Genomic DNA, 20,936 nt, shown 5'->3' with positions numbered 1-20,936 from the left:
TCGCTCCTTGATATGTAGTGCTCGTCCTGAGCGCCGAGTATTGTGCAACGATTTTTGTCTGTCAACCCTCGAAAAATAATGGCCCGCTCCAATTCTCCAAAGTTTCATATATATATGAAACCCGGGAATAACGGAGCGGACCCAACATTAAATATTATTTATTACAGCTTCACGAAACATCGGACGCTCATATTGTCCCCGCCGCGGTTCAGGCGGGGACAAGCATCAGGCAATGGTTATTGAGGCTTGCGGTAGCTGTTCACGATGGCCGAGAAATCCTTGCCACCCTCGCCGCGCTGGCTCATCGCCTGATACAGCTGTTGTGCCACCGCCCCCAACACCACCGGTTGACGAGCCTGCCGCGCAGCCTCGGTGGCCAGGCCCAGGTCCTTGAGCATGAGGTCGGCCCCGAAACCGCCAGTGTAGCCACGCGAGGCCGGCGCCGTTTCGATCACCCCCGGCCAAGGGTTGTAGGTATCCGAACTCCAGCAACGTCCGGTGGAACTGTTGATGATGCCCGCCAGCACCTGGGTGTCGATGCCCAGGGCATCGCCCAGGGCCATGGCCTCGCTGACCCCCACCATCGAGATGCCCAGCAGCAGGTTGTTGCAGATCTTGGCGATCTGCCCGGTCCCGACCTCGCCACAATGCACGATGTTACGGCCCATCTGAGCCAGCACCGGCTGCAAGGTGGCGAATAGTTCGGCGGTGGCGCCGACCATGAACGTCAGCGTGCCAGCTGCCGCGCCTCCGGTACCACCCGAGACGGGCGCATCGGCCATGGGCACGCCTTGCCTGGCGGCTGCGGCAGCGACATCACGTGCGGTCTGCGGGTCGATGGTGCTGCAATCCACTGCCGGAGTGCCGGTGGCAATCCCCGCCAGCACGCCGTCCTCACCCAGCCAGACACTGCGCACATGGGCGGCGGCCGGCAGCATGGTAATCACCAGCGCAGCGCCCTGGGCCGCATCGCGAGGCGAGGTGCTGATGGTGCCACCCAGCGCCGCCAGTTCAGCCAGCACCGTCTGGTTCAGGTCGAACAGGTTCAGCGAATGGCCAGCCTTGAGCAGGTTGCGCGCCATCGGGGCGCCCATGTTGCCCAGACCGATAAATGCGATGTTCATGTCCGGCTCCTTAACGCAGGTTGATGGTGGTGTTCACACCGTCATTGATGCTGTCGTCGTCGAACCAGCGGGCGGTGACGGTCTTGGTCTGAGTGTAGAACTGCACCACCTGTTTGCCGTACGGACCGAGGTCGCCAAGCTTCGAACCGCGGGAGCCGGTGAAGCTGAAGAACGGCACCGGAACCGGAATCGGGATATTGATCCCCACCTGGCCCACGTCGATTTCGCTCTGGAATTTACGCGCCGCCGCACCGCTCTGGGTGAACAGCCCCGTGCCGTTGCCGAATGGGTTGGCGTTGACCAGGGCAATCGCCTGATCCAGGGTGTCAACTTCCAGCACCACCAGCACCGGACCGAAGATTTCCTCGGTGTAGATACGCATGTCGGTGGTCACGCCGGAAAACAGGGTCGGGCCGACAAAGTTGCCCTGCTCGAAGCCCGGCACGCTGATGTCGCGACCGTCGAGTTCCAGCTTCGCGCCTTCGTTCACGCCGCTCTCGATCAACTCGAGAATCCGCGCCTTGGCCCGCTTGGAAATCACCGGACCGATGTCGGTGCCCGGCTCGCTGCCCGCATTGACCTTGAGCTTCTGTGCCAGGGCCTTGAGTTCTGGCAGCCATTGCCTGGCCGCGCCCACCATCACCACCACGGAAGTGGCCATGCAGCGTTGGCCCGCCGCACCGAAACCGGCACCGACCAGGGCATTGAGGGTTTGTTCGCGATTGGCATCCGGCAGCACCACGGCGTGGTTCTTGGCGCCCATCATCGATTGCACACGCTTGCCATGGCGCCCCGCCAGCTCATACACATGAGTACCGACCGCCGTGGAACCGACGAAGGAAACCGCCTTGATGTCCTTGTGGGTGCACAGCGCATCCACCACGTCCTTGCCACCATGCACCACATTGAGCACGCCGGCCGGCACGCCGGCTTCGATCGCCAGCTCCACCAGCAACATGGTCGACAGTGGATCCTGTTCCGACGGCTTGAGGACGAAGGTGTTGCCGCAGGCAATGGCCATCGGGAACATCCACAGCGGAATCATCGCCGGAAAGTTGAATGGAGTAATCCCGGCACACACGCCGATGGGCTGGCGCAAGGTGTAGGTATCGACGCCGCCGGCGACGTTCTCGGCGAACTCGCCCATCTGCAGGGTGCCGATGGAACAGGCATGCTCGACCACTTCCAGGCCGCGGAAAATATCGCCCTCGGCATCCGCCAGGGTCTTGCCCTGCTCGGCGCTGAGCACCGCGGCAATGCGTTTCGAATGCTCGCGAATCAATGCCTGGAGCTTGAGCATGATGCGCATCCGCGCGCCGATGGGCGTCAGCTTCCAGGTCTGGAACGCGCGCTGGGCCGCGGCAATGGCGGACTCGACCTCCGTCGCGGTGGCGAACGGGACTTTCGCCAGCACCTGCTGGGTGGCCGGGTTGATGATGTCGTGCCATTCATTGGAGCGGGATTCGACCCACTCGCCATCGATCAACAGTTTGACGGTTTGCAGGGTGGTGTCGCTGGGCGTGAGGGAAACGTTCATGCTGGCCTCCGGATTGTTCTTGTAGGGAGCGCTGTTTCGAGCAAAGGCCAAGGTATGCAGAGACCTTGGTGATGAGACGGTTTTTGGAGTATAGATGTGCAAACTTCTAATAAGAACGCACATAAAAACCGGTCCATCATGCAAAAAAACATCACCTCCCTGGGGTCGCTGAATTGGGACGACCTCAAGTTCTTCCTGGAAGTGGCCCGCACCCGCAAGGCCAGCACGGCGGCCAAACGCCTCGCTGTCGACTACACCACGGTGTCGCGTCGCATCAGCTCGCTGGAAACCTCACTGGGAACGCTGCTGTTTGAAAAATCCCGGACCAACGGTTTCGTGCTCACCGCCGAAGGCCTGCGCCTGCTCAGCTACGCCGAGTCCATCGAGAGCACCCTGCACATGGCCTGCGAACAGGTTTCGGGGTCTGGCGTCGCATTGTCCGGCCACGTGCGCATGGGCTGCACCGAAGGCTTCGGCAGTTTCTTCATCACGCCGCAACTGAGCCACTTCGTCGATGCCTACCCGGCCATTTCGGTGGACATCCTCCCGCTGCCGCACTTCATCAGCCTCTCCAAGCGAGAAGCCGACATCGTCATCGCGCTCGAGCGCCCCGAACACGGCCCGTACGTGTGCTGCAAGTTGTGTGATTACCGCTTGCAGCTCTACGCTACCCAGTCGTATCTCGATAATCACCCACCCATCCAGCGCCCGGCGGATCTGGGCAAGCATTCGTTCATCAGTTACGTCGACGACCTGGCATTCAGTTCCGAGCTGCTCTACCTGGCGAATGTCCTGCCTGGGGCCAATGCCCATCTGCGCAGCACCAGCGTGATCGCACAGTACGTGGCGGCGCAGCAAGGGCGCTCCTTGGCGATCCTGCCGTGCTTCCTCGCCGCCCAGGATCCAGACCTGCTGCCCGTGCTACCGGAGGAAATCAACGTCACCCGGCAGTTCTGGATGTACTGCCGGGAGGATCTGCGCAAGTTGAAGCGGATCACCTTGTTGTGGGATTACATTCGCGAAGTGACCGAACAGAACCGGTCGCTGCTGATGGGAGACAGCCGGGAGATGGTGTTCGCCGACTAGTCGGCGATGACCACGATGGCGACTCGACGGTTCTCGGTACGCCCGCTGACCGTGTCATTGGAGGCCACTGGCTTGCTGCTGCCCAGGCCGCGCAGCTGGATATTCTCTTCGCGCATGCCGACACTGGTCAGGACCTTGCCGACGCTGTTGGCGCGCCGTATCGACAATTGTTCGTTATACGCCTGGGAGCCAGATGCGTCGGTGTGGCCATCGACGCGTACCCGTTCGATGCCAGCCCCCAGCAGGGCCTTGCCAATCCGCTCGACGATCTCGGTGCTGGCCGGGTTGAGGGTTTCCACGTCGCTGCCGAACAACACCTTGCCCGACAGGCCGAACGCCCAACCCTCATCGGTCAGTTTGAAGCCTTGCTCCTTCAATACGGTGATTTGCGCCGGAGTCAGCCCTTTCGGCGGTGTGGTCTGGCACCCCCCCAGGGCCAGGATGGCCATGAACAGAAATACGAAGGACCGTCGCAGGCTGGATTGGAAAAATGAACGCACGGATTGGCTCCTGATTGTGGTTAAGCAACGGGGTGCTCCGCCCCCGACGAATGTCGCCCTCCCCGGGCGAGACGCTTGGCCTGGTACATCGCTGCATCGGCGGCATGCAACAAGGCGCCTGGAGTGGTGCCATGCTCGGGATACACCGCAATGCCGATGCTCAGGGAAGTCAGCACCGAGGCATTGCCGGGCAACTGGATCGGCATTTCCATGCTGGCGATGATTTTCTCAGCGATCATTTCGGCATCCTCCAGCTTGTGCAACGGCGAGAGCAGCACGGCAAATTCATCCCCGCCCAGCCGCGCCACCAGGTCATCCTCACGCAACTGCGCCCGGACCCGGGTTGCCACAGCCGTCAGCACCGCATCTCCCGCAGCGTGACCAAAATTGTCGTTGATCCCCTTGAACCGATCACTGTCCAGGTACAGCACGGCCACTTGCTCGTCGAGCTTGCTGGCGTTGCGCAGGGCGCGAATCAGCCGGCCTTCGAAATACGCCCGGTTGGGCAATCCGGTCAGGCTGTCGTGACTGGCCTGGTGGGCCAGGCTTTCGTTTTCGCTTTGCAGGTGGGTCTGCCAGGATTCGAGTTCGGCGAGCAGTGCATTGAAGTCATTGCCCAGGTTATCCAGTTCAGCGATGGCGGCCGGTGGTACCCGCCGGTCCAGGGCCCGCTCGCTGCGCGCGGCGTGGGCCACTTCCGCCAGGCAACGCAAAGGGCCGGTAATCGCCCGCAACTGACGCCGGGCCAGGTACAACGCCATCCATGCACTGACCGCCGTGCAGAGGATGATCCCCGCCAGGCCGCTGAGCAGGAAGCGCAACAGGCTGCCGCCGTGCCCCGCCAGCAGGACGCTGCCGATGGCCTGGCCCTGGTGAACAATAGGCAGGCTGATGGGCTTCTCAAGGAAGGCCTTGGCGATGTGCATTTCCAGATCAGACAACAAGCCGGTTTCCGGTCGTTGCCAGCGCGCCAGCAAGCGACCGTGTTCATTGAACACCTGGGCGTCGGCCACCTCTTCGGTGCTGGCGATCAAGGCCAGCGCTTCGGTGGCGGCAGCCGAGTCATCGAACACCACGGCCGCTTCCACGGTGTAGTTGATCGAACGCGCGATCAGGTGCAGGTTGTGGTCGGCGTATACCCGCAGCGCCAGGACACCGAGCAAGGTCAGGGAAATGCTGGCCATGGCGATCGCCACCAACGCGACGATCAAGTGACCGCGCCCGATGACCGAGCCCAGGGTAGGAAGAATCCTTGGGGTGGACAGGCTCATGGTGCCGCCGGCCTGCGTCGGGAAAGCTGCAAGACACTGGGATGGATACGCACGCCGCTGCGTGCCACGGAATCGAGATTGACCTCGAACGACACCTGCTCGTCACCCACCCGCAGGCAGAAGAGACTGCCCACGGTGCATGGGTCGCCTCCTTCGCTGATGCTCAAGACCGGCTTGCCGATCAAGGAGGCGTACAGACGGGTGCGCTCCTCGCTGGTGAGCCGTCCCACATAGACCGCGTTACAGTCGGTCGCGATGCCGGGATGATCTGCCAACAGACGCTGGACGGTGACCGGTCGGCCCGTGGCCTGGGCGGTCCCCTTGACCAGGTCATCGGTATATTGGGTCGGCCCGACGATGCACAGTTGCAACTGCGTGGGCTCCACCGGCCATCGGGCATAGCTGAGAATGCCCAATACCACCTGGGTCACCGACTCGGCTCGCTGTTCAGCCCTGGTCGTGGTTGCCTGATCCTGAGCAGCGATCACAGGCGGCAACAGGCCCAGAAGACTGGCAAGCAAGTAATGCTTCCAACCCTTGCTGCGCGCCGCCTCTCGACCAGCCACATCCATGAAGAATCTCTTGTCGGTCCGATAAATGCCGGAACGATAGCACAGTGCCAAAAACCCAGCGAGACAGCGTCCTACGTCTCTTCTGACAGAAGCAGGCAGAATCGCGACCGACCTAAGAAAGCCGAATCATTCAGTCGTCCCGATCCAGATCCAGCATCAACCCGCTCAGCCGCTTGACCTTGCGCCGAACCGCTTCCTCGAACACGCCCGCCCGGGGTTCGATCAGGCTGAACCACTGCTTGGCACGGGTAATGGCCGTGTATACCAACTCCTTGGTCAACACAGGGTTCAGCGCATCCGGAAGGATCAAGGCCGTATGGGTGAACTCCGAGCCCTGGGACTTGTGCACCGTCATGGCATAGACGGTTTCCACGTCATTCAAGCGGCTGGGCAGGACAAAACGCACACCACCTCGCCCATCGTTACGAGGGAATGCGACCCGCAGGACCTGCTTGCCCGCCTCCGGCCCCTCACGCTCGGGCAACCTGAGGGCAATGCCGATATCACCGTTCATCAGCCCCAGCCCGTAATCGTTGCGGGTCATCAACACCGGGCGCCCTTCGTACCAGTGGTGATCGCTGTCGATAAGACGGGCCTTGAGCAACGCGGCAGTGATCCGCTGGTTCAACCCTTCGACACCCCACGGGCCCTTGCGCACGGCACAGAGCAACTGGAAAGCATCGAATGCCGACAGGACTTCCCGGGCCCAGTCGGCCCAGCAATGGTCGTCCAAGGGGCGGGAAGTGTCCGGGCGCCGTTGTCGCAACACATTCAAGTAGTGTCGGTACCCCTGGGGGCCCTCCGTGCGCCCCTCGAGCAGCAAGCGCTCCAGCCCATCATCGTGCTCCCCCTTCAGCGCCAGGGAGAACAGATCGGCATACTGCTTGCCCTGCAGGAGCTGGCGAGCCTTTTCGGCTTGCTGCTGGTTGACCCAGCGAGCCAGTTGGCCGATACCACTGCCCTCGCCGAAGCGTCGTGAATGCCTGAGCATGACCACTTGCTGGGCCAACGGATGGGTGCCGTCGAGGTCCTGCTGCAGATCACTGGTCGCCAGGTTCTCGCCGCTGACCGATTCAAGCCAGGCCCGAGTCCGGGGCGTGTACCAGCCCTCTTCGGCGTCTCGACACAAGTCCCCCAGGACCGCACCGGCCTCCACCGAGGCCAGTTGATCCTTGTCTCCCAACAGCACCAGACGGGCCTGGGCCGGCAATGCATCCAGCAGATTGGCCATCATCTCCAGGTCGATCATGGAGGCCTCATCGACCACCAGCACATCCAATGGCAACCGGTTACCCGCATGGTGGCGGAAATGACGGGTCCCGGGCCGACTGCCCAACAGACGGTGGACGGTGGTCACGTCGCAGGGAATGCGCTCGCGTACGGCGGCGCTCACCTCCAGGCTCAGGACCTGCTGGCTGATGGACTCCGTCAGGCGTGCCGCGGCCTTGCCGGTGGGCGCGGCCAGGCGAATGCGCAGCGGCTTGCCGGCCTCGACGGCGGGTGCCTGGAGTAAGGCCAGCAAGCGCACGACAGTGGTGGTCTTGCCGGTTCCCGGCCCTCCGGTAACGATGCTGAAGGCGCCGCGGGTGGCCAAGGCACAGGCAAGTTTCTGCCAATCGATCGCCCCCGGGCCGGCAGCCGTCCCGAACAAGCCATCCAGACGCTCGCGCAGATCATCGGGCGCCGCGTCCCGCTCGGCAAGCCGTTGCCGCAGCGCCTCGTCGATCCGCCGCTCATAGCTCCAGTAACGACGCAGGTAAAGCCGTTTACCTGACAACACCAGCGGGCGCTGCCTTGCCTCCTCGCTCTGGTCCGCAGCCAGGGCCACCAGACGGCTGGAGGCCAGGGTTCTGCACCATTGAGCCCCGTCCAGGGTTTGCAGTAACTGTGAAGGCAACAGCATTGCCCCGGCCTGCAGGTCGCCCTCGGGGGGTAGCGACAGGGCAAAATCCGGTTCCTTGAGTGTTTCGTACAGGTCCAGGCAGACATGCCCATGCCCCAGCTGATGACTGGTGAGCGCGGCGGCGAGCAGCACCAGTGGATCATCGTCGGGCGCCAGCTCCTGGAGGAACGCGACGAACGCCTTGTCCAAGGCACGCAACCATCCTCGCTCGACCCAACGGGTCAGCAGCCGCAACAGGTCATCGGCACGACTCAGGGGCGACAGCTCTACCAGGCTGTCGTCGTCGGAGGTGCCGGGCAGCAGATCGGCGAAAGAACGACTCATAGCAATTCTCCCTGTACCCATGCCGGCTCGGCCTTGGGCTCGGGTACGCCCTGGAACAGACGATCCAGTTGTTCGATCAAGGCTCGAGCAGGCCTGGTGAAATACACGCCCTGACTGGTGGCGCGGGTGCCACGAAGAAACAGGTACAACGCGCCGCCGACATGGCGGTCGTAGTCATAATCGGGCAGGCGCGCCTTGAGCTGGCGGTGCAGCGCCAGCAGGTACAGCACGTATTGCAGATCGTAGCGATTATCCAGGATCGATTGCTCCATCGCCTGCGAGGTATAGGCCGCGTCATCGGCCCCCAGCCAGTTGGATTTGTAGTCCGCCACGTAATAACGACCGTCGTGCTCGAACGTCAGGTCGATGAACCCCTTGAACATGCCGTTGAGCAGCACCGGTTCCGCGGCGACGCGGGCCACGCCACCGTGGGTGAACTGGCAGACCAGTTGATCCAGCTTGAGAACATCGACCTTGTGGCTGGCGAACCAGAATTCCATTTCGACCTGGAACTGGTCCAGATGCGCGAGCACCACGGGCGCCTGGTTGCTGCCAATCTGCAAAGGCAGGGCCACGAGGTGTTGCAGCCAGTCATTCAGCGTCGTGATCCAGCCTTTCCAGCCTCGACGATTGCAACGCCGGGCAATGACGTCTTCGATGACCGAGGGCGCAGCCGCGAATCCTTCGCCCGCGATCCACTCCAGAAGACCATGAAGGAAGGTGCCCGGGTTGGGGCCACGGGGAAAACGATGGATATCGCCGCCAGCAACGGCAACTGCCCTTGGAGCCTCCGGATCGAGTCGCTCGTCGTCGAACAGTTTCTGGGCTTGTGGGTCCTCCGGCGCGGCGTCACTGCCCGCACTCAGGCTTTCACCGATACGTAGCGCACTGTAGGAGGCAATCCACCAGTTCTCGCTGGCTTTGCGGGCAGGCTTGAGCGGTTCGCGCAATACCGCCTCACTGCGTGGAGGCTGGTAATGCTCGTCGGTCGCCAGGGGCATCTCCTGGCAACTCACGGTCGCGCTGCCTTGTTGCAGGTCTTCCAGCCAGCGCTTCAGCTCCACCGAGTCGGCCAGCGGCGTTCCGCCACCCAGCAGATAGCCCAACGCGGACAAATGCAGGATCGAGGTGTTGTTACTCCCTCGCTTGAGATCGGCGACACCCAGCCAACAGGCATGCTGGGCACGGGTAAGTGCCACGTAGAGAAGACGCAGGTCCTCGGCCAGGCGCTCCTCGTCGGCCCTGGCAATCAACTCGACGGTGGGCCTGAGACTGACCTGCGCCCTTCCCGATTCATCGTGGTAGTGCAGAGGCAAGCGGGTACCATCCACCGGCTTGGTCGAACAGATGAACGGAAGAAACACCAGCGGGTATTCAAGCCCCTTGGACTTGTGGATCGTAACCACCTTGACCAGTTGCTCATCGCTTTCCAGGCGCAGGATCTGCTCCTCTGCGACCTGTCCGGACAACGCCAGGTGCTCCGACAGGTGTCGAATGAGGGCCTGTTCACCATCCAGCTCTCCGGCGGCCTGCTGCAGCAGTTCGCACAGGTGCAGCAGGTTGGTCAGTACCCGCTCACCGTCGCTGCGCGCCATCAACGCCTGGGGCAGCTCGAAGTCATGCAGCAGCCGCCGGAGCATGGGCAGTACCCCCTGGGTCCGCCAAACCGTGCGATAGCCACGGAATTGCATGACCCGGGCTTCCCATACCAACTCGTCCTGGTTGAGCCGCTCCAGCTCCGTCAACGGCAGGTTCAAGGTAATGCTGGCCAGCGCAGCCCGCAGCGGCCGTTCGACATCGGGCTCGGCGCAGGCTTTGAGCCAGATCAGCAGGTCGCGCGCCTCCTGCGAGGCAAAGACCGAATCCTTGTCCGATAGATAGACACTGCGCACGCCCCGTGCGGACAGCTCATCTCGCACGGCCTGCGCTTCCTTGCCGTCGCGCACCAGGATGGCAATGTCTGCAGGCAACAACCGACGGAGTCCGCTTTCAGGGTCCATGAAGCCATTGCGACCGGCCTGGCCCCCATTGAGCAACCCCGTGATTGCACTGGCACAGGCCGCCGCCATGTTCTGTCGATACACCGCGCCGGAAAGCGGTTGTTCCGATGGCAGGTGCCAGATGTTCATTGCCGTGACGGCCTGGCCCGCAATCTGCAGGAACTCGTTGCGCCCTTGTGACTCAACGGGCAAAAACGGCACCGGATTGTTCCCGGAAGCCTCACGAAACAGGAACGCTCCACGCCCCTGCGGACGAGATTCGGCGTATTGGAAAACATGGTTTACCGCACCCACCATGGCATGGCTGGAACGGAAATTCGTCCCCAGCGTATGCAACCTGCCGGCGGTGGCTACTCGGGCCCGCAGGTAAGTGTGGATATCGGCGCCGCGAAAGGCATAGATGGCCTGTTTCGGGTCACCGATCAGGAACAGGCCGGTTTCAGGGTTGTTGCCTTCGATACGGTAGATGCTTTCGAAGATCCGGTATTGAACCGGGTCGGTATCCTGGAACTCATCGATCAGCGCAACTGGAAACTGTTCACGGATCAGGCTCGCCAGGCGCTCGCCGCCTTCGGCCTGCAGCGCCGCATCCAGACGCAGCAGCATGTCGTCGAACCCCATCTCTGCGCGTCGGCGCTTCTCCGCCTCGAAACGCGCCCCAACCCATTGCGCCGCATGTTGCAACACTGCGGCATCCGGAGTAGGCAAGGCTTCCAGGCTGGCCTTGAGACCGACCATGGCGTCCAGTCCTGGATGACTGGGCACCTCTCCCTTCCAGGCCTGCGCCATGCCCTCGGGCGTCAGCCGGGTGAAGCCGGTGCCGATGTCCAACAACTCGACGCTTTCGTCCTCTACCCAGGCAGAAATCTTCTGGAACCAAGGCTCGAAGTAGCGAGCCTGCATCTTGCGCGCATCGACAAGCTTGTTGGCAACACCTTGCTGGCAGATTTCCAGCAGTTCCACCGCCCATTGCCGCCAGGGTGCCTTGAGATCGAGCAAGGCAGCACTGCGCTCGCGTAGCGATGCGGCGATGAGCTCGGCCGGCTCGGGTCCCTCGCCATTGCCATGCTCGCTGGCGAACAGTCCCTTCACTCGCGGCAACAGGGAAGCCGGTCCACCCCAATGGGCCCGCACCCAGTTCAGCGCCTCGCCTTGCATTGAATAACAGAACATCCGCCAGTAGTCGCGCAACACCTCGCCGAGCAACTCGCTGTGGTCGGTTTCCAGGGTCTGGGTAAACAGGCTGCCGCTGTCGAAAGCATGCTCGCGCAGCATGCGCTGGCACCAGCTGTGAATGGTCGAAACCGCGGCTTCGTCCATCCATTGCGCGGCGATGTCCAGCCGATTGGCGCAGGCAGGCCAATGCTCCTCGGCAAATTCGCCGCGCAACTGGACGATCAGTGAGTCCGGGGCCGGTATCTCGTCACGAAAGAAACGTGCCGCTTCGGCCAGGCGAGTACGGATACGCTCACGCAGCTCCTTGGTAGCGGCGTCTGTAAAGGTCACCACCAGGATCTGTGGAGGAAGCAGCTCGCGACCAAACCCGGTCGCCGGTCCACCATGACCCAGTACCAGGCGCAGGTATAACGCCGAGATGGTAAAGGTCTTGCCAGTACCGGCGCTGGCCTCGATCAACTGGCTTCCATGCAGGGGAAACGCCAGGGCCAACGGTGTCTGCCGGCTCATGAGCGTGCCTCCTCGCCAGCCGCCGAACGCCATGGAGCCTCGAACAGCGGCCGATAAAGCGCATTGCACCAGTCGGGAAACGTTTCCTCAGCCATCAGGGCTTCGAAGTCGGCAAATTGCCGGGCCAGGGCAGGACTCTCCCGTCGCTCGCCTTCAGAGTTCTGCCCATCGCCTTCGTAGGTTTTCCGAGCAGCCGCCATGGCCTTGACCGGCTCGGGCTGGCCAAGCCAGGCAAAGGCAGTCTTCACCGCGACCGGCAACGGTTGGCGCATGCCGGCCTGCCAAGCCTGTAGCAGATCGCTGAGCAATCTTTGAGCGACAGTTTCTTCAAAAGGCGGCAATAGCAGGCTGTCATCGCTGGCCACCAGTGCGGTAGTCATCGACAAGCCATTGGCGCATGCCACTAGGTGGTTTACCCAGGGTCGGATGAGACGATGCCATTTACGAGTCTTCGCAGAGCCGATGCTATTGGGTATTGCAGTAATGGCAAGGACGGCGCCATCGGAACGCTGGTGCAGGCCACTAAGCCATCCTTCGACACTCACTCCCTGCAACTGAAGGCTGACCGGCACGGCGCTGGTCAGTGGTACAGGCCATGACGCGAGGATCTGCTGATAACGCTGGAGCAAGTCAGGCAAGGGCTCGATCAGCTCGCGCTGCAGGCATTCACCAAAACCGGCCATTGGTAACAGGCCGCTGTTCTGAAGCCTCCTGGCGTGGGCCGAAAGGGCGAGATCCGGCTGATCCATACGTGCCAGGGCAGCCTCCAGTAAACTGTCACTCAGGCTGTAGCGTTCAAGGGCATCGAGAACGAAAGGCTCGTCATCGGCCAGCGGAGCCTCGATGGTCTCGAAGAACACCTTGAGTCGTTGGCTGAAGAAATGGCGGACGGGGTTGCGCATGAAATCCTGCAACTGTCCGAGGCTCAGGGGTTCTTCCTGCACATATGGCTCCAGTAAAGGCGGGCTGAGAGCCGTGTTGCGATCGCCGTGCAGCAACCGCCATTCGCTGGCATAACTGAACAACTCATCGCCCTGGAGAAAATAACGGGCACTGAAGGGTTGCAGAGGGTGCTCCAGGGTCAGCGCCTCGAGAAGATCCTCACCAGTACCCCCCAGCCGCCAGCCACTGGCGATGTGATCGCGCAATTGTCCTATCAGCACTGATGCCGGTCGTTCGCTGTTGTCGCGAATACTGCGCCCCACCCAACTGATGTAGAGTTTTTCCCGGGCCGAGAGCAGCGCTTCCAACAACAGGTAACGATCATCCTCACGCCGGGAACGATCGCCCGGACGATAGTCGCTGCCCATGAGATCGAAATCCAACGGCGGCTGGGCCCGTGGATAATCGCCATCGTTCATCCCCAGCAGGCAAACCAGCTTGAAAGGGATTGCCCGCATTGGCATCAGCGTGCAGAAGTTCACCGCTCCGGCGAGAAAACGCTGGGACAGTCGCCCCTGGTCAAGGCCTGCCAGCCAGGCTTCACGCACCACGGTCAACGGCAGCTCATCCTGCAGACCAACCGACTCGCAGGTTTCCAGCCAGTTTTCGCGCAGGTCTTCGAGCTGGGCCAGCAGATGATCCTCATGCTCGTTACCCGCCAGGAAAAACAGCTGCATCAGGTCGTGCAAACGCGACCCCCATGTCTGCGGCGCTGCTGGCTGAGTAAGCGCCTGATGAGCGACTTCCAGAGCATCCAGCAAGGCGACCAACGGGCCGATCAACGCCGCATCGAGGCCGCCGATTTCATCGTAAGGTTCAATTCCCTCATAGGCATCCGAACTGCCAACGGCATACCCCAGCAACATACGACGCAGACCAAAACGCCAGCTGTTCTGCTCAAGCTCCGCGGGCAGTCCCAACGCGGCACGATGATCGGCACTCATGCCCCAGCGAATACCCGCGCCCTCGATCCACCGATGCAGGGTCGGCAAATCGGCTTCATCGATACCGAAACGCCCGCGCAGTGCCGGGACATCCAGCAAATCCAGGATCTCACTTACAGGAAAGCGACTATCGGGCAGCTTCAGCAGATGCTCGACAGCAATCAGCAAGGGATCCCTTCCGCGCTGCCCCTGGTCGGTCAGGGTGAACGGAATGAAACGTGGATCCGTCCTGTCGAGCTGGCCGAACACGGCGCGGATATGCGGTGCATAACTGTCGATATCCGGAACCATGACGATGATATCCCGGGGACGCAACGTAGGATCCGCACTGAAATGAGCCAGCAACTGGTCATGAAGAATCTCGACCTCACGCTGGGCACTGTGGGCCACATGAAACCGAATGGACCCGTCTCGCCCTGTATCCACGGCGGGCCACGTTGCGCGGGTTTCATCCAAGGGGCGCAACTCAAGAATGTCATCCTGCAACTGATTGAGGAGCGTCGTGGGATTGCCTTCGCTGAACAGGTCGATTCGTCCATCTCGAAAAACAGAACGATAACTGTTGGGATCGTCGTAACTGTCGAGCAGGTTGATATAGTCGCGCCCTTGCTTGCCCCAGGCTGCCAATAAAGGATGAGCGTGCTGATGCAGAGTTTGCGGATCGAGAACGGCAGGCATACCGGCCCTTCGCGCCTGACGCTTGTATTGATGCCGTAGCAGGTCCTTGTCAGCCACGATATCCGCCCAATGATGGCGGCAGGGATTATGGACACACAGCAGCACCTGGCTGAACCGTGACAGACCGGCGAGCGCCTCGAGGGCCTGGGCGGGTAGCGAAGAAATGCCGAACACGATGACCCGGCTTGGAAGGCCTTTGGGTGGGCTCTCCAAGCTGTTGATCCGTTCGATATATCGTTGATGCACGCCAGCACGGCTTTGAGCCATGCCTTGCTCTCCCACATCCAGTAGCAAGGCTCGCCACAGTTCGGCCTGCCAGCAATTGGCCGGTGCAAGCGCCTTGGCTTCACCACGCACATTTCTCGTTTGATGTCGGCCCTCTGCCCAATCCTCAAGCCAATCGGCACGGTACACCTGGTATTGATCGAACAGGTCGGCAAGGCGCTCGGACAACTGGTAACGCTTGCGCAGGTCGGTGTCGTGGGTCAGAAAACGGCGCAGTGGCTCGAAATGAGGCTGCTCGATCAATTGCGGCAGGAGACGCATTAGTCGCCAGGTCAACGGGGCCTTGTCGAGCAGGGAATTGGCGGGAATTTCGTCACGTCCCAAAACCGTACGATAGAGATGCCACATGAAGCTGCCTGGTAACTGCACATCGATGGCAGCTGCGATACCGCAGCCACCGCTACCATCATCTTCCGGATCCTCAGCCAATGCGAGCTTGAGCCACTGGGCAATGCCGTTGCTTTGTACGAGTGCGATTTCATTTTCAAGAGGGGCCAGCGGATACCGCCGCATCAAGCTGATGACCAGACTGCGCAACTCATCCAGGCGATTTCCGTGAACCACCATGAAAGCAGGGCTGAGGGACGTTGCGTCCGGCATAGAAGGCATCCTTGGAAAGAGCATAAGCTAGGGCCGAACCTTAGCACTGTCGGGCAGTTGTGACAGCCGGGAACGGTCCGCGTCTGTCGTAAGAACTTTCCTGGAGGCAAAACAAAACCCCTACCTGCGTCAGCAGATAGGGGTTTCGGAATTTAATCTTGACGATGACCTACTCTCACATGGGGAAACCCCACACTACCATCGGCGATGCATCGTTTCACTTCTGAGTTCGGGATGGGATCAGGTGGTTCCAACGCTCTATGGTCGTCAAGAAATTCGGTAGCCAGCGCGTGCCTTACGGTCACGTTCCAGCGAATGGGTATGCGATAGTTTGTGTGTTGCCTGCAAGCACGTTCGAACTTTCGGTTCGTTTCGTCTTCACAACACCGCAATCTGGTCTCTGTCGAGTCGACAGATTGCTTGGGTGTTATATGGTCAAGCCTCACGGGCAATTAGTACAGGTTAGCTCAACGCCTCACAGCGCTTACACACCCTGCCTATCAACGTCGTAGTCTTCGACGGCCCTTCAGGGAGCTCAAGGCTCCAGTGAGATCTCATCTTGAGGCAAGTTTCCCGCTTAGATGCTTTCAGCGGTTATCTTTTCCGAACATAGCTACCCGGCAATGCCACTGGCGTGACAACCGGAACACCAGAGGTTCGTCCACTCCGGTCCTCTCGTACTAGGAGCAGCCCCTCTCAAATCTCAAACGTCCACGGCAGATAGGGACCGAACTGTCTCACGACGTTCTAAACCCAGCTCGCGTACCACTTTAAATGGCGAACAGCCATACCCTTGGGACCGGCTTCAGCCCCAGGATGTGATGAGCCGACATCGAGGTGCCAAACACCGCCGTCGATATGAACTCTTGGGCGGTATCAGCCTGTTATCCCCGGAGTACCTTTTATCCGTTGAGCGATGGCCCTTCCATACAGAACCACCGGATCACTAAGACCTACTTTCGTACCTGCTCGACGTGTCTGTCTCGCAGTCAAGCGCGCTTTTGCCTTTATACTCTACGACCGATTTCCGACCGGTCTGAGCGCACCTTCGTACTCCTCCGTTACTCTTTAGGAGGAGACCGCCCCAGTCAAACTACCCACCATACACTGTCCTCGATCCGGATAACGGACCTGAGTTAGAACCTCAAAGTTGCCAGGGTGGTATTTCAAGGATGGCTCCACGCAGACTGGCGTCCACGCTTCAAAGCCTCCCACCTATCCTACACAAGCAAATTCAAAGTCCAGTGCAAAGCTATAGTAAAGGTTCACGGGGTCTTTCCGTCTAGCCGCGGATACACTGCATCTTCACAGCGATTTCAATTTCACTGAGTCTCGGGTGGAGACAGCGCCGCCATCGTTACGCCATTCGTGCAGGTCGGAACTTACCCGACAAGGAATTTCGCTACCTTAGGACCGTTATAGTTACGGCCGCCGTTTACCGGGGCTTCGATCAAGAGCTTCGCGTTAGCTAACCCCATCAATTAACCTTCCGGCACCGGGCAGGCGTCACACCCTATACGTCCACTTTCGTGTTTGCAGAGTGCTGTGTTTTTAATAAACAGTCGCAGCGGCCTGGTATCTTCGACCGGCGTGGGCTTACGCAGCAAGTGCTTCACCCTCACCGGCGCACCTTCTCCCGAAGTTACGGTGCCATTTTGCCTAGTTCCTTCACCCGAGTTCTCTCAAGCGCCTTGGTATTCTCTACCCAACCACCTGTGTCGGTTTGGGGTACGGTTCCTGGTTATCTGAAGCTTAGAAGCTTTTCTTGGAAGCATGGCATCAACCACTTCGTCACCCAGAGGGTAACTCGTCATCAGCTCTCGGCCTTGAAACCCCGGATTTACCTAAGATTTCAGCCTACCACCTTAAACTTGGACAACCAACGCCAAGCTGGCCTAGCCTTCTCCGTCCCTCCATCGCAATAACCAGAAGTACAGGAATATTAACCTGTTTTCCATCGACTACGCTTTTCAGCCTCGCCTTAGGGACCGACTAACCCTGCGTCGATTAACGTTGCGCAGGAAACCTTGGTCTTTCGGCGTGGGTGTTTTTCACACCCATTGTCGTTACTCATGTCAGCATTCGCACTTCTGATACCTCCAGCAAGCTTCTCAACTCACCTTCACAGGCTTACAGAACGCTCCTCTACCGCATCACTTACGTGATACCCGTAGCTTCGGTGTATGGTTTGAGCCCCGTTACATCTTCCGCGCAGGCCGACTCGACTAGTGAGCTATTACGCTTTCTTTAAAGGGTGGCTGCTTCTAAGCCAACCTCCTAGCTGTCTAAGCCTTCCCACATCGTTTCCCACTTAACCATAACTTTGGGACCTTAGCTGACGGTCTGGGTTGTTTCCCTTTTCACGACGGACGTTAGCACCCGCCGTGTGTCTCCCATGCTCGGCACTTGTAGGTATTCGGAGTTTGCATCGGTTTGGTAAGTCGGGATGACCCCCTAGCCGAAACAGTGCTCTACCCCCTACAGTGATACATGAGGCGCTACCTAAATAGCTTTCGAGGAGAACCAGCTATCTCCGAGCTTGATTAGCCTTTCACTCCGATCCACAGGTCATCCGCTAACTTTTCAACGGTAGTCGGTTCGGTCCTCCAGTCAGTGTTACCTAACCTTCAACCTGCCCATGGATAGATCGCCCGGTTTCGGGTCTATTCCCAGCGACTAGACGCCCTATTAAGACTCGCTTTCGCTACGCCTCCCCTATTCGGTTAAGCTCGCCACTGAAAATAAGTCGCTGACCCATTATACAAAAGGTACGCAGTCACCCAACAAAGTGGGCTCCCACTGCTTGTACGCATACGGTTTCAGGATCTATTTCACTCCCCTCTCCGGGGTTCTTTTCGCCTTTCCCTCACGGTACTAGTTCACTATCGGTCAGTCAGTAGTATTTAGCCTTGGAGGATGGTCCCCCCATATTCAGACAAAGTTTCTCGTGCTCCGTCCTACTCGATTTCACTTCTAAGATCCTTTCGCGTACAGGGCTATCACCCACTATGGCCGCACTTTCCAGAGCGTTCCGCTAAAATCAAAGAAGCTTAAGGGCTAGTCCCCGTTCGCTCGCCACTACTAAGGGAATCTCGGTTGATTTCTTTTCCTCAGGGTACTTAGATGTTTCAGTTCCCCTGGTTCGCCTCTTGCACCTATGTATTCAGTGCAAGATAACCATCTTGTGATGGCTGGGTTCCCCCATTCAGACATCTCCGGATCACAGTCTGTTTGCCGACTCCCCGAAGCTTTTCGCAGGCTACCACGTCTTTCATCGCCTCTGACTGCCAAGGCATCCACCGTATGCGCTTCTTCACTTGACCATATAACCCCAAGCAATCTGGTTATACTGTGAAGACGACATTCGCCGAAAATTCGTACGCTTGCTCTACGAGCAACTCACAAATTTTACCTTAGCCTGAACCGTTACCAGTGAAAGTAACGTCCAGTCTATCTTTCTATCACATACCCAAATTTTTAAAGAACGATCTAATCAAAAGACTAGAAATCAACATTCATCACCGTTCGGTGGAATGCTCATTTCTAAGCTTTAAACGTTGGTGCCAATCGGTAATGGTGGAGCCAAGCGGGATCGAACCGCTGACCTCCTGCGTGCAAGGCAGGCGCTCTCCCAGCTGAGCTATGGCCCCGTATCGCTACAGGGTACACCATGAAATTGGTGGGTCTGGGCAGATTCGAACTGCCGACCTCACCCTTATCAGGGGTGCGCTCTAACCAACTGAGCTACAGACCCAATCGTCTTCTTCAATGAATCAAGCAATTCGTGTGGGAGCTCATGCAGCAGCTGCTGTCGTCGATTAAGGAGGTGATCCAGCCGCAGGTTCCCCTACGGCTACCTTGTTACGACTTCACCCCAGTCATGAATCACACCGTGGTAACCGTCCCCCCGAAGGTTAGACTAGCTACTTCTGGTGCAACCCACTCCCATGGTGTGACGGGCGGTGTGTACAAGGCCCGGGAACGTATTCACCGCGACATTCTGATTCGCGATTACTAGCGATTCCGACTTCACGCAGTCGAGTTGCAGACTGCGATCCGGACTACGATCGGTTTTGTGGGATTAGCTCCACCTCGCGGCTTGGCAACCCTCTGTACCGACCATTGTAGCACGTGTGTAGCCCAGGCCGTAAGGGCCATGATGACTTGACGTCATCCCCACCTTCCTCCGGTTTGTCACCGGCAGTCTCCTTAGAGTGCCCACCATTACGTGCTGGTAACTAAGGACAAGGGTTGCGCTCGTTACGGGACTTAACCCAACATCTCACGACACGAGCTGACGACAGCCATGCAGCACCTGTCTCAATGCTCCCGAAGGCACCAATCCATCTCTGGAAAGTTCATTGGATGTCAAGGCCTGGTAAGGTTCTTCGCGTTGCTTCGAATTAAACCACATGCTCCACCGCTTGTGCGGGCCCCCGTCAATTCATTTGAGTTTTAACCTTGCGGCCGTACTCCCCAGGCGGTCAACTTAATGCGTTAGCTGCGCCACTAAGAGCTCAAGGCTCCCAACGGCTAGTTGACATCGTTTACGGCGTGGACTACCAGGGTATCTAATCCTGTTTGCTCCCCACGCTTTCGCACCTCAGTGTCAGTATCAGTCCAGGTGGTCGCCTTCGCCACTGGTGTTCCTTCCTATATCTACGCATTTCACCGCTACACAGGAAATTCCACCACCCTCTACCATACTCTAGCTCGACAGTTTTGAATGCAGTTCCCAGGTTGAGCCCGGGGCTTTCACATCCAACTTAACGAACCACCTACGCGCGCTTTACGCCCAGTAATTCCGATTAACGCTTGCACCCTCTGTATTACCGCGGCTGCTGGCACAGAGTTAGCCGGTGCTTATTCTGTCGGTAACGTCAAAACAATTACGTATTAGGTAACTGCCCTTCCTCCCAACTTAAAGTGCTTTACAATCCGAAGACCTTCTTCACACACGCGGCATGGCTGGATCAGGCTTTCGCCCATTGTCCAATATTCCCCACTGCTGCCTCCCGTAGGAGTCTGGACCGTGTCTCAGTTCCAGTGTGACTGATCATCCTCTCAGACCAGTTACGGATCGTCGCCTTGGTGAGCCATTACCTCACCAACTAGCTAATCCGACCTAGGCTCATCTGATAGCGCAAGGCCCGAAGGTCCCCTGCTTTCTCCCGTAGGACGTATGCGGTATTAGCGTCCGTTTCCGAGCGTTATCCCCCACTACCAGGCAGATTCCTAGGCATTACTCACCCGTCCGCCGCTCTCAAGAGGTGCAAGCACCTCTCTACCGCTCGACTTGCATGTGTTAGGCCTGCCGCCAGCGTTCAATCTGAGCCATGATCAAACTCTTCAGTTCAAACATCTTTGGGTTTTGAGAAAACCCTAAACTTGGCTCAGCAATCGTTGGTTACATCTTTGATTTCTCGCGGAGTAACTTGTGATGCTGATAATCTGTTGACTAGCAGTCTGACTCCACAAGCACCC

At 59.2% G+C, this 20,936-nt stretch carries 9 protein-coding genes, 2 tRNA genes and 3 rRNA genes; 1 reads left to right on the top strand and 13 read right to left on the bottom strand.

Translation table 11 applies throughout. The annotated features are described in order from the left end of the window. Window positions 1-236: 236 nt before the first annotated feature. Both mmsB and AC1M7R_RS14725 read right to left on the bottom strand, forming a co-directional pair. A complete protein-coding gene (gene mmsB, locus AC1M7R_RS14730; protein WP_072459579.1) occupies window positions 237-1,124 on the bottom strand; it encodes a 3-hydroxyisobutyrate dehydrogenase in 888 nt (295 codons plus the stop codon). 10 nt (window positions 1,125-1,134) lie between these two features. After that, complete coding sequence (locus AC1M7R_RS14725; RefSeq protein ID WP_072432062.1) at window positions 1,135-2,661, bottom strand: CoA-acylating methylmalonate-semialdehyde dehydrogenase; 1,527 nt, start codon at window positions 2,659-2,661, stop codon at window positions 1,135-1,137. Window positions 2,662-2,799: 138 nt separating this feature from the next. Here AC1M7R_RS14725 and AC1M7R_RS14720 point away from each other — a divergent pair, with 138 nt between their 5' ends. Continuing rightward, window positions 2,800-3,747 (top strand): LysR family transcriptional regulator, encoded by a 948-nt coding sequence (locus AC1M7R_RS14720; protein ID WP_072388704.1) that lies wholly within the window; start codon window positions 2,800-2,802, stop codon window positions 3,745-3,747. Here the strand turns inward: AC1M7R_RS14720 and yfiB are convergent. The 11 genes from yfiB to AC1M7R_RS14665 all read right to left on the bottom strand — a co-directional run bounded on the left by yfiB (window position 3,744) and on the right by AC1M7R_RS14665 (window position 20,808). Then, entirely contained in the window at window positions 3,744-4,196 is a 453-nt protein-coding gene (yfiB, locus tag AC1M7R_RS14715) for an outer membrane lipoprotein YfiB (RefSeq protein ID WP_490610484.1), read from the bottom strand. The two genes, AC1M7R_RS14720 and yfiB, sit on opposite strands and share 4 nt — an antisense overlap. Before the next feature lie 71 nt (window positions 4,197-4,267). Beyond that, window positions 4,268-5,518, bottom strand: a complete 1,251-nt coding sequence (dgcN, locus tag AC1M7R_RS14710) for a diguanylate cyclase DgcN/YfiN (protein ID WP_072388708.1) — start codon at window positions 5,516-5,518, stop codon at window positions 4,268-4,270. After that, a complete protein-coding gene (gene yfiR, locus AC1M7R_RS14705; RefSeq protein ID WP_072388710.1) occupies window positions 5,515-6,090 on the bottom strand; it encodes a regulatory sequestration protein YfiR in 576 nt (191 codons plus the stop codon). The genes dgcN and yfiR overlap by 4 nt, the downstream gene beginning before the upstream one ends. A 130-nt stretch (window positions 6,091-6,220) precedes the next feature. After that, a complete protein-coding gene (recD, locus tag AC1M7R_RS14700; protein WP_072388712.1) occupies window positions 6,221-8,317 on the bottom strand; it encodes an exodeoxyribonuclease V subunit alpha in 2,097 nt (698 codons plus the stop codon). Next, a complete protein-coding gene (gene recB, locus AC1M7R_RS14695) occupies window positions 8,314-12,003 on the bottom strand; it encodes an exodeoxyribonuclease V subunit beta (RefSeq protein WP_490609704.1) in 3,690 nt (1,229 codons plus the stop codon). Before recB ends, recD begins: the two co-directional genes overlap by 4 nt. Next, complete coding sequence (gene recC / locus AC1M7R_RS14690) at window positions 12,000-15,452, bottom strand: exodeoxyribonuclease V subunit gamma (RefSeq protein ID WP_072432066.1); 3,453 nt, start codon at window positions 15,450-15,452, stop codon at window positions 12,000-12,002. Before recC ends, recB begins: the two co-directional genes overlap by 4 nt. 156 nt (window positions 15,453-15,608) lie before the next feature. Continuing rightward, window positions 15,609-15,724: ribosomal RNA gene (rrf, locus tag AC1M7R_RS14685) — 5S ribosomal RNA — on the bottom strand. Window positions 15,725-15,883: 159 nt separating this feature from the next. Then, a 23S ribosomal RNA gene (locus tag AC1M7R_RS14680) occupies window positions 15,884-18,775 on the bottom strand. Between the two features lie 251 nt (window positions 18,776-19,026). Next, a tRNA-Ala gene (locus AC1M7R_RS14675) sits at window positions 19,027-19,102 on the bottom strand. A 27-nt stretch (window positions 19,103-19,129) separates the two neighbouring features. Further along, window positions 19,130-19,206, bottom strand: a tRNA-Ile gene (locus AC1M7R_RS14670). A gap of 65 nt (window positions 19,207-19,271) precedes the next feature. Next, window positions 19,272-20,808 (bottom strand): 16S ribosomal RNA (locus AC1M7R_RS14665). The 16S, 23S and 5S rRNA genes sit together here with 2 tRNA genes alongside, the layout of an rRNA operon. Between the last annotated feature and the right edge of the window lie 128 nt (window positions 20,809-20,936).

Source organism: Pseudomonas sp. MS01C9 (assembly GCF_058202755.1).
The sequence above is the reverse complement of the archived record's forward strand: the minus strand, read 5'-3'. Positions and strand labels throughout refer to the sequence as shown.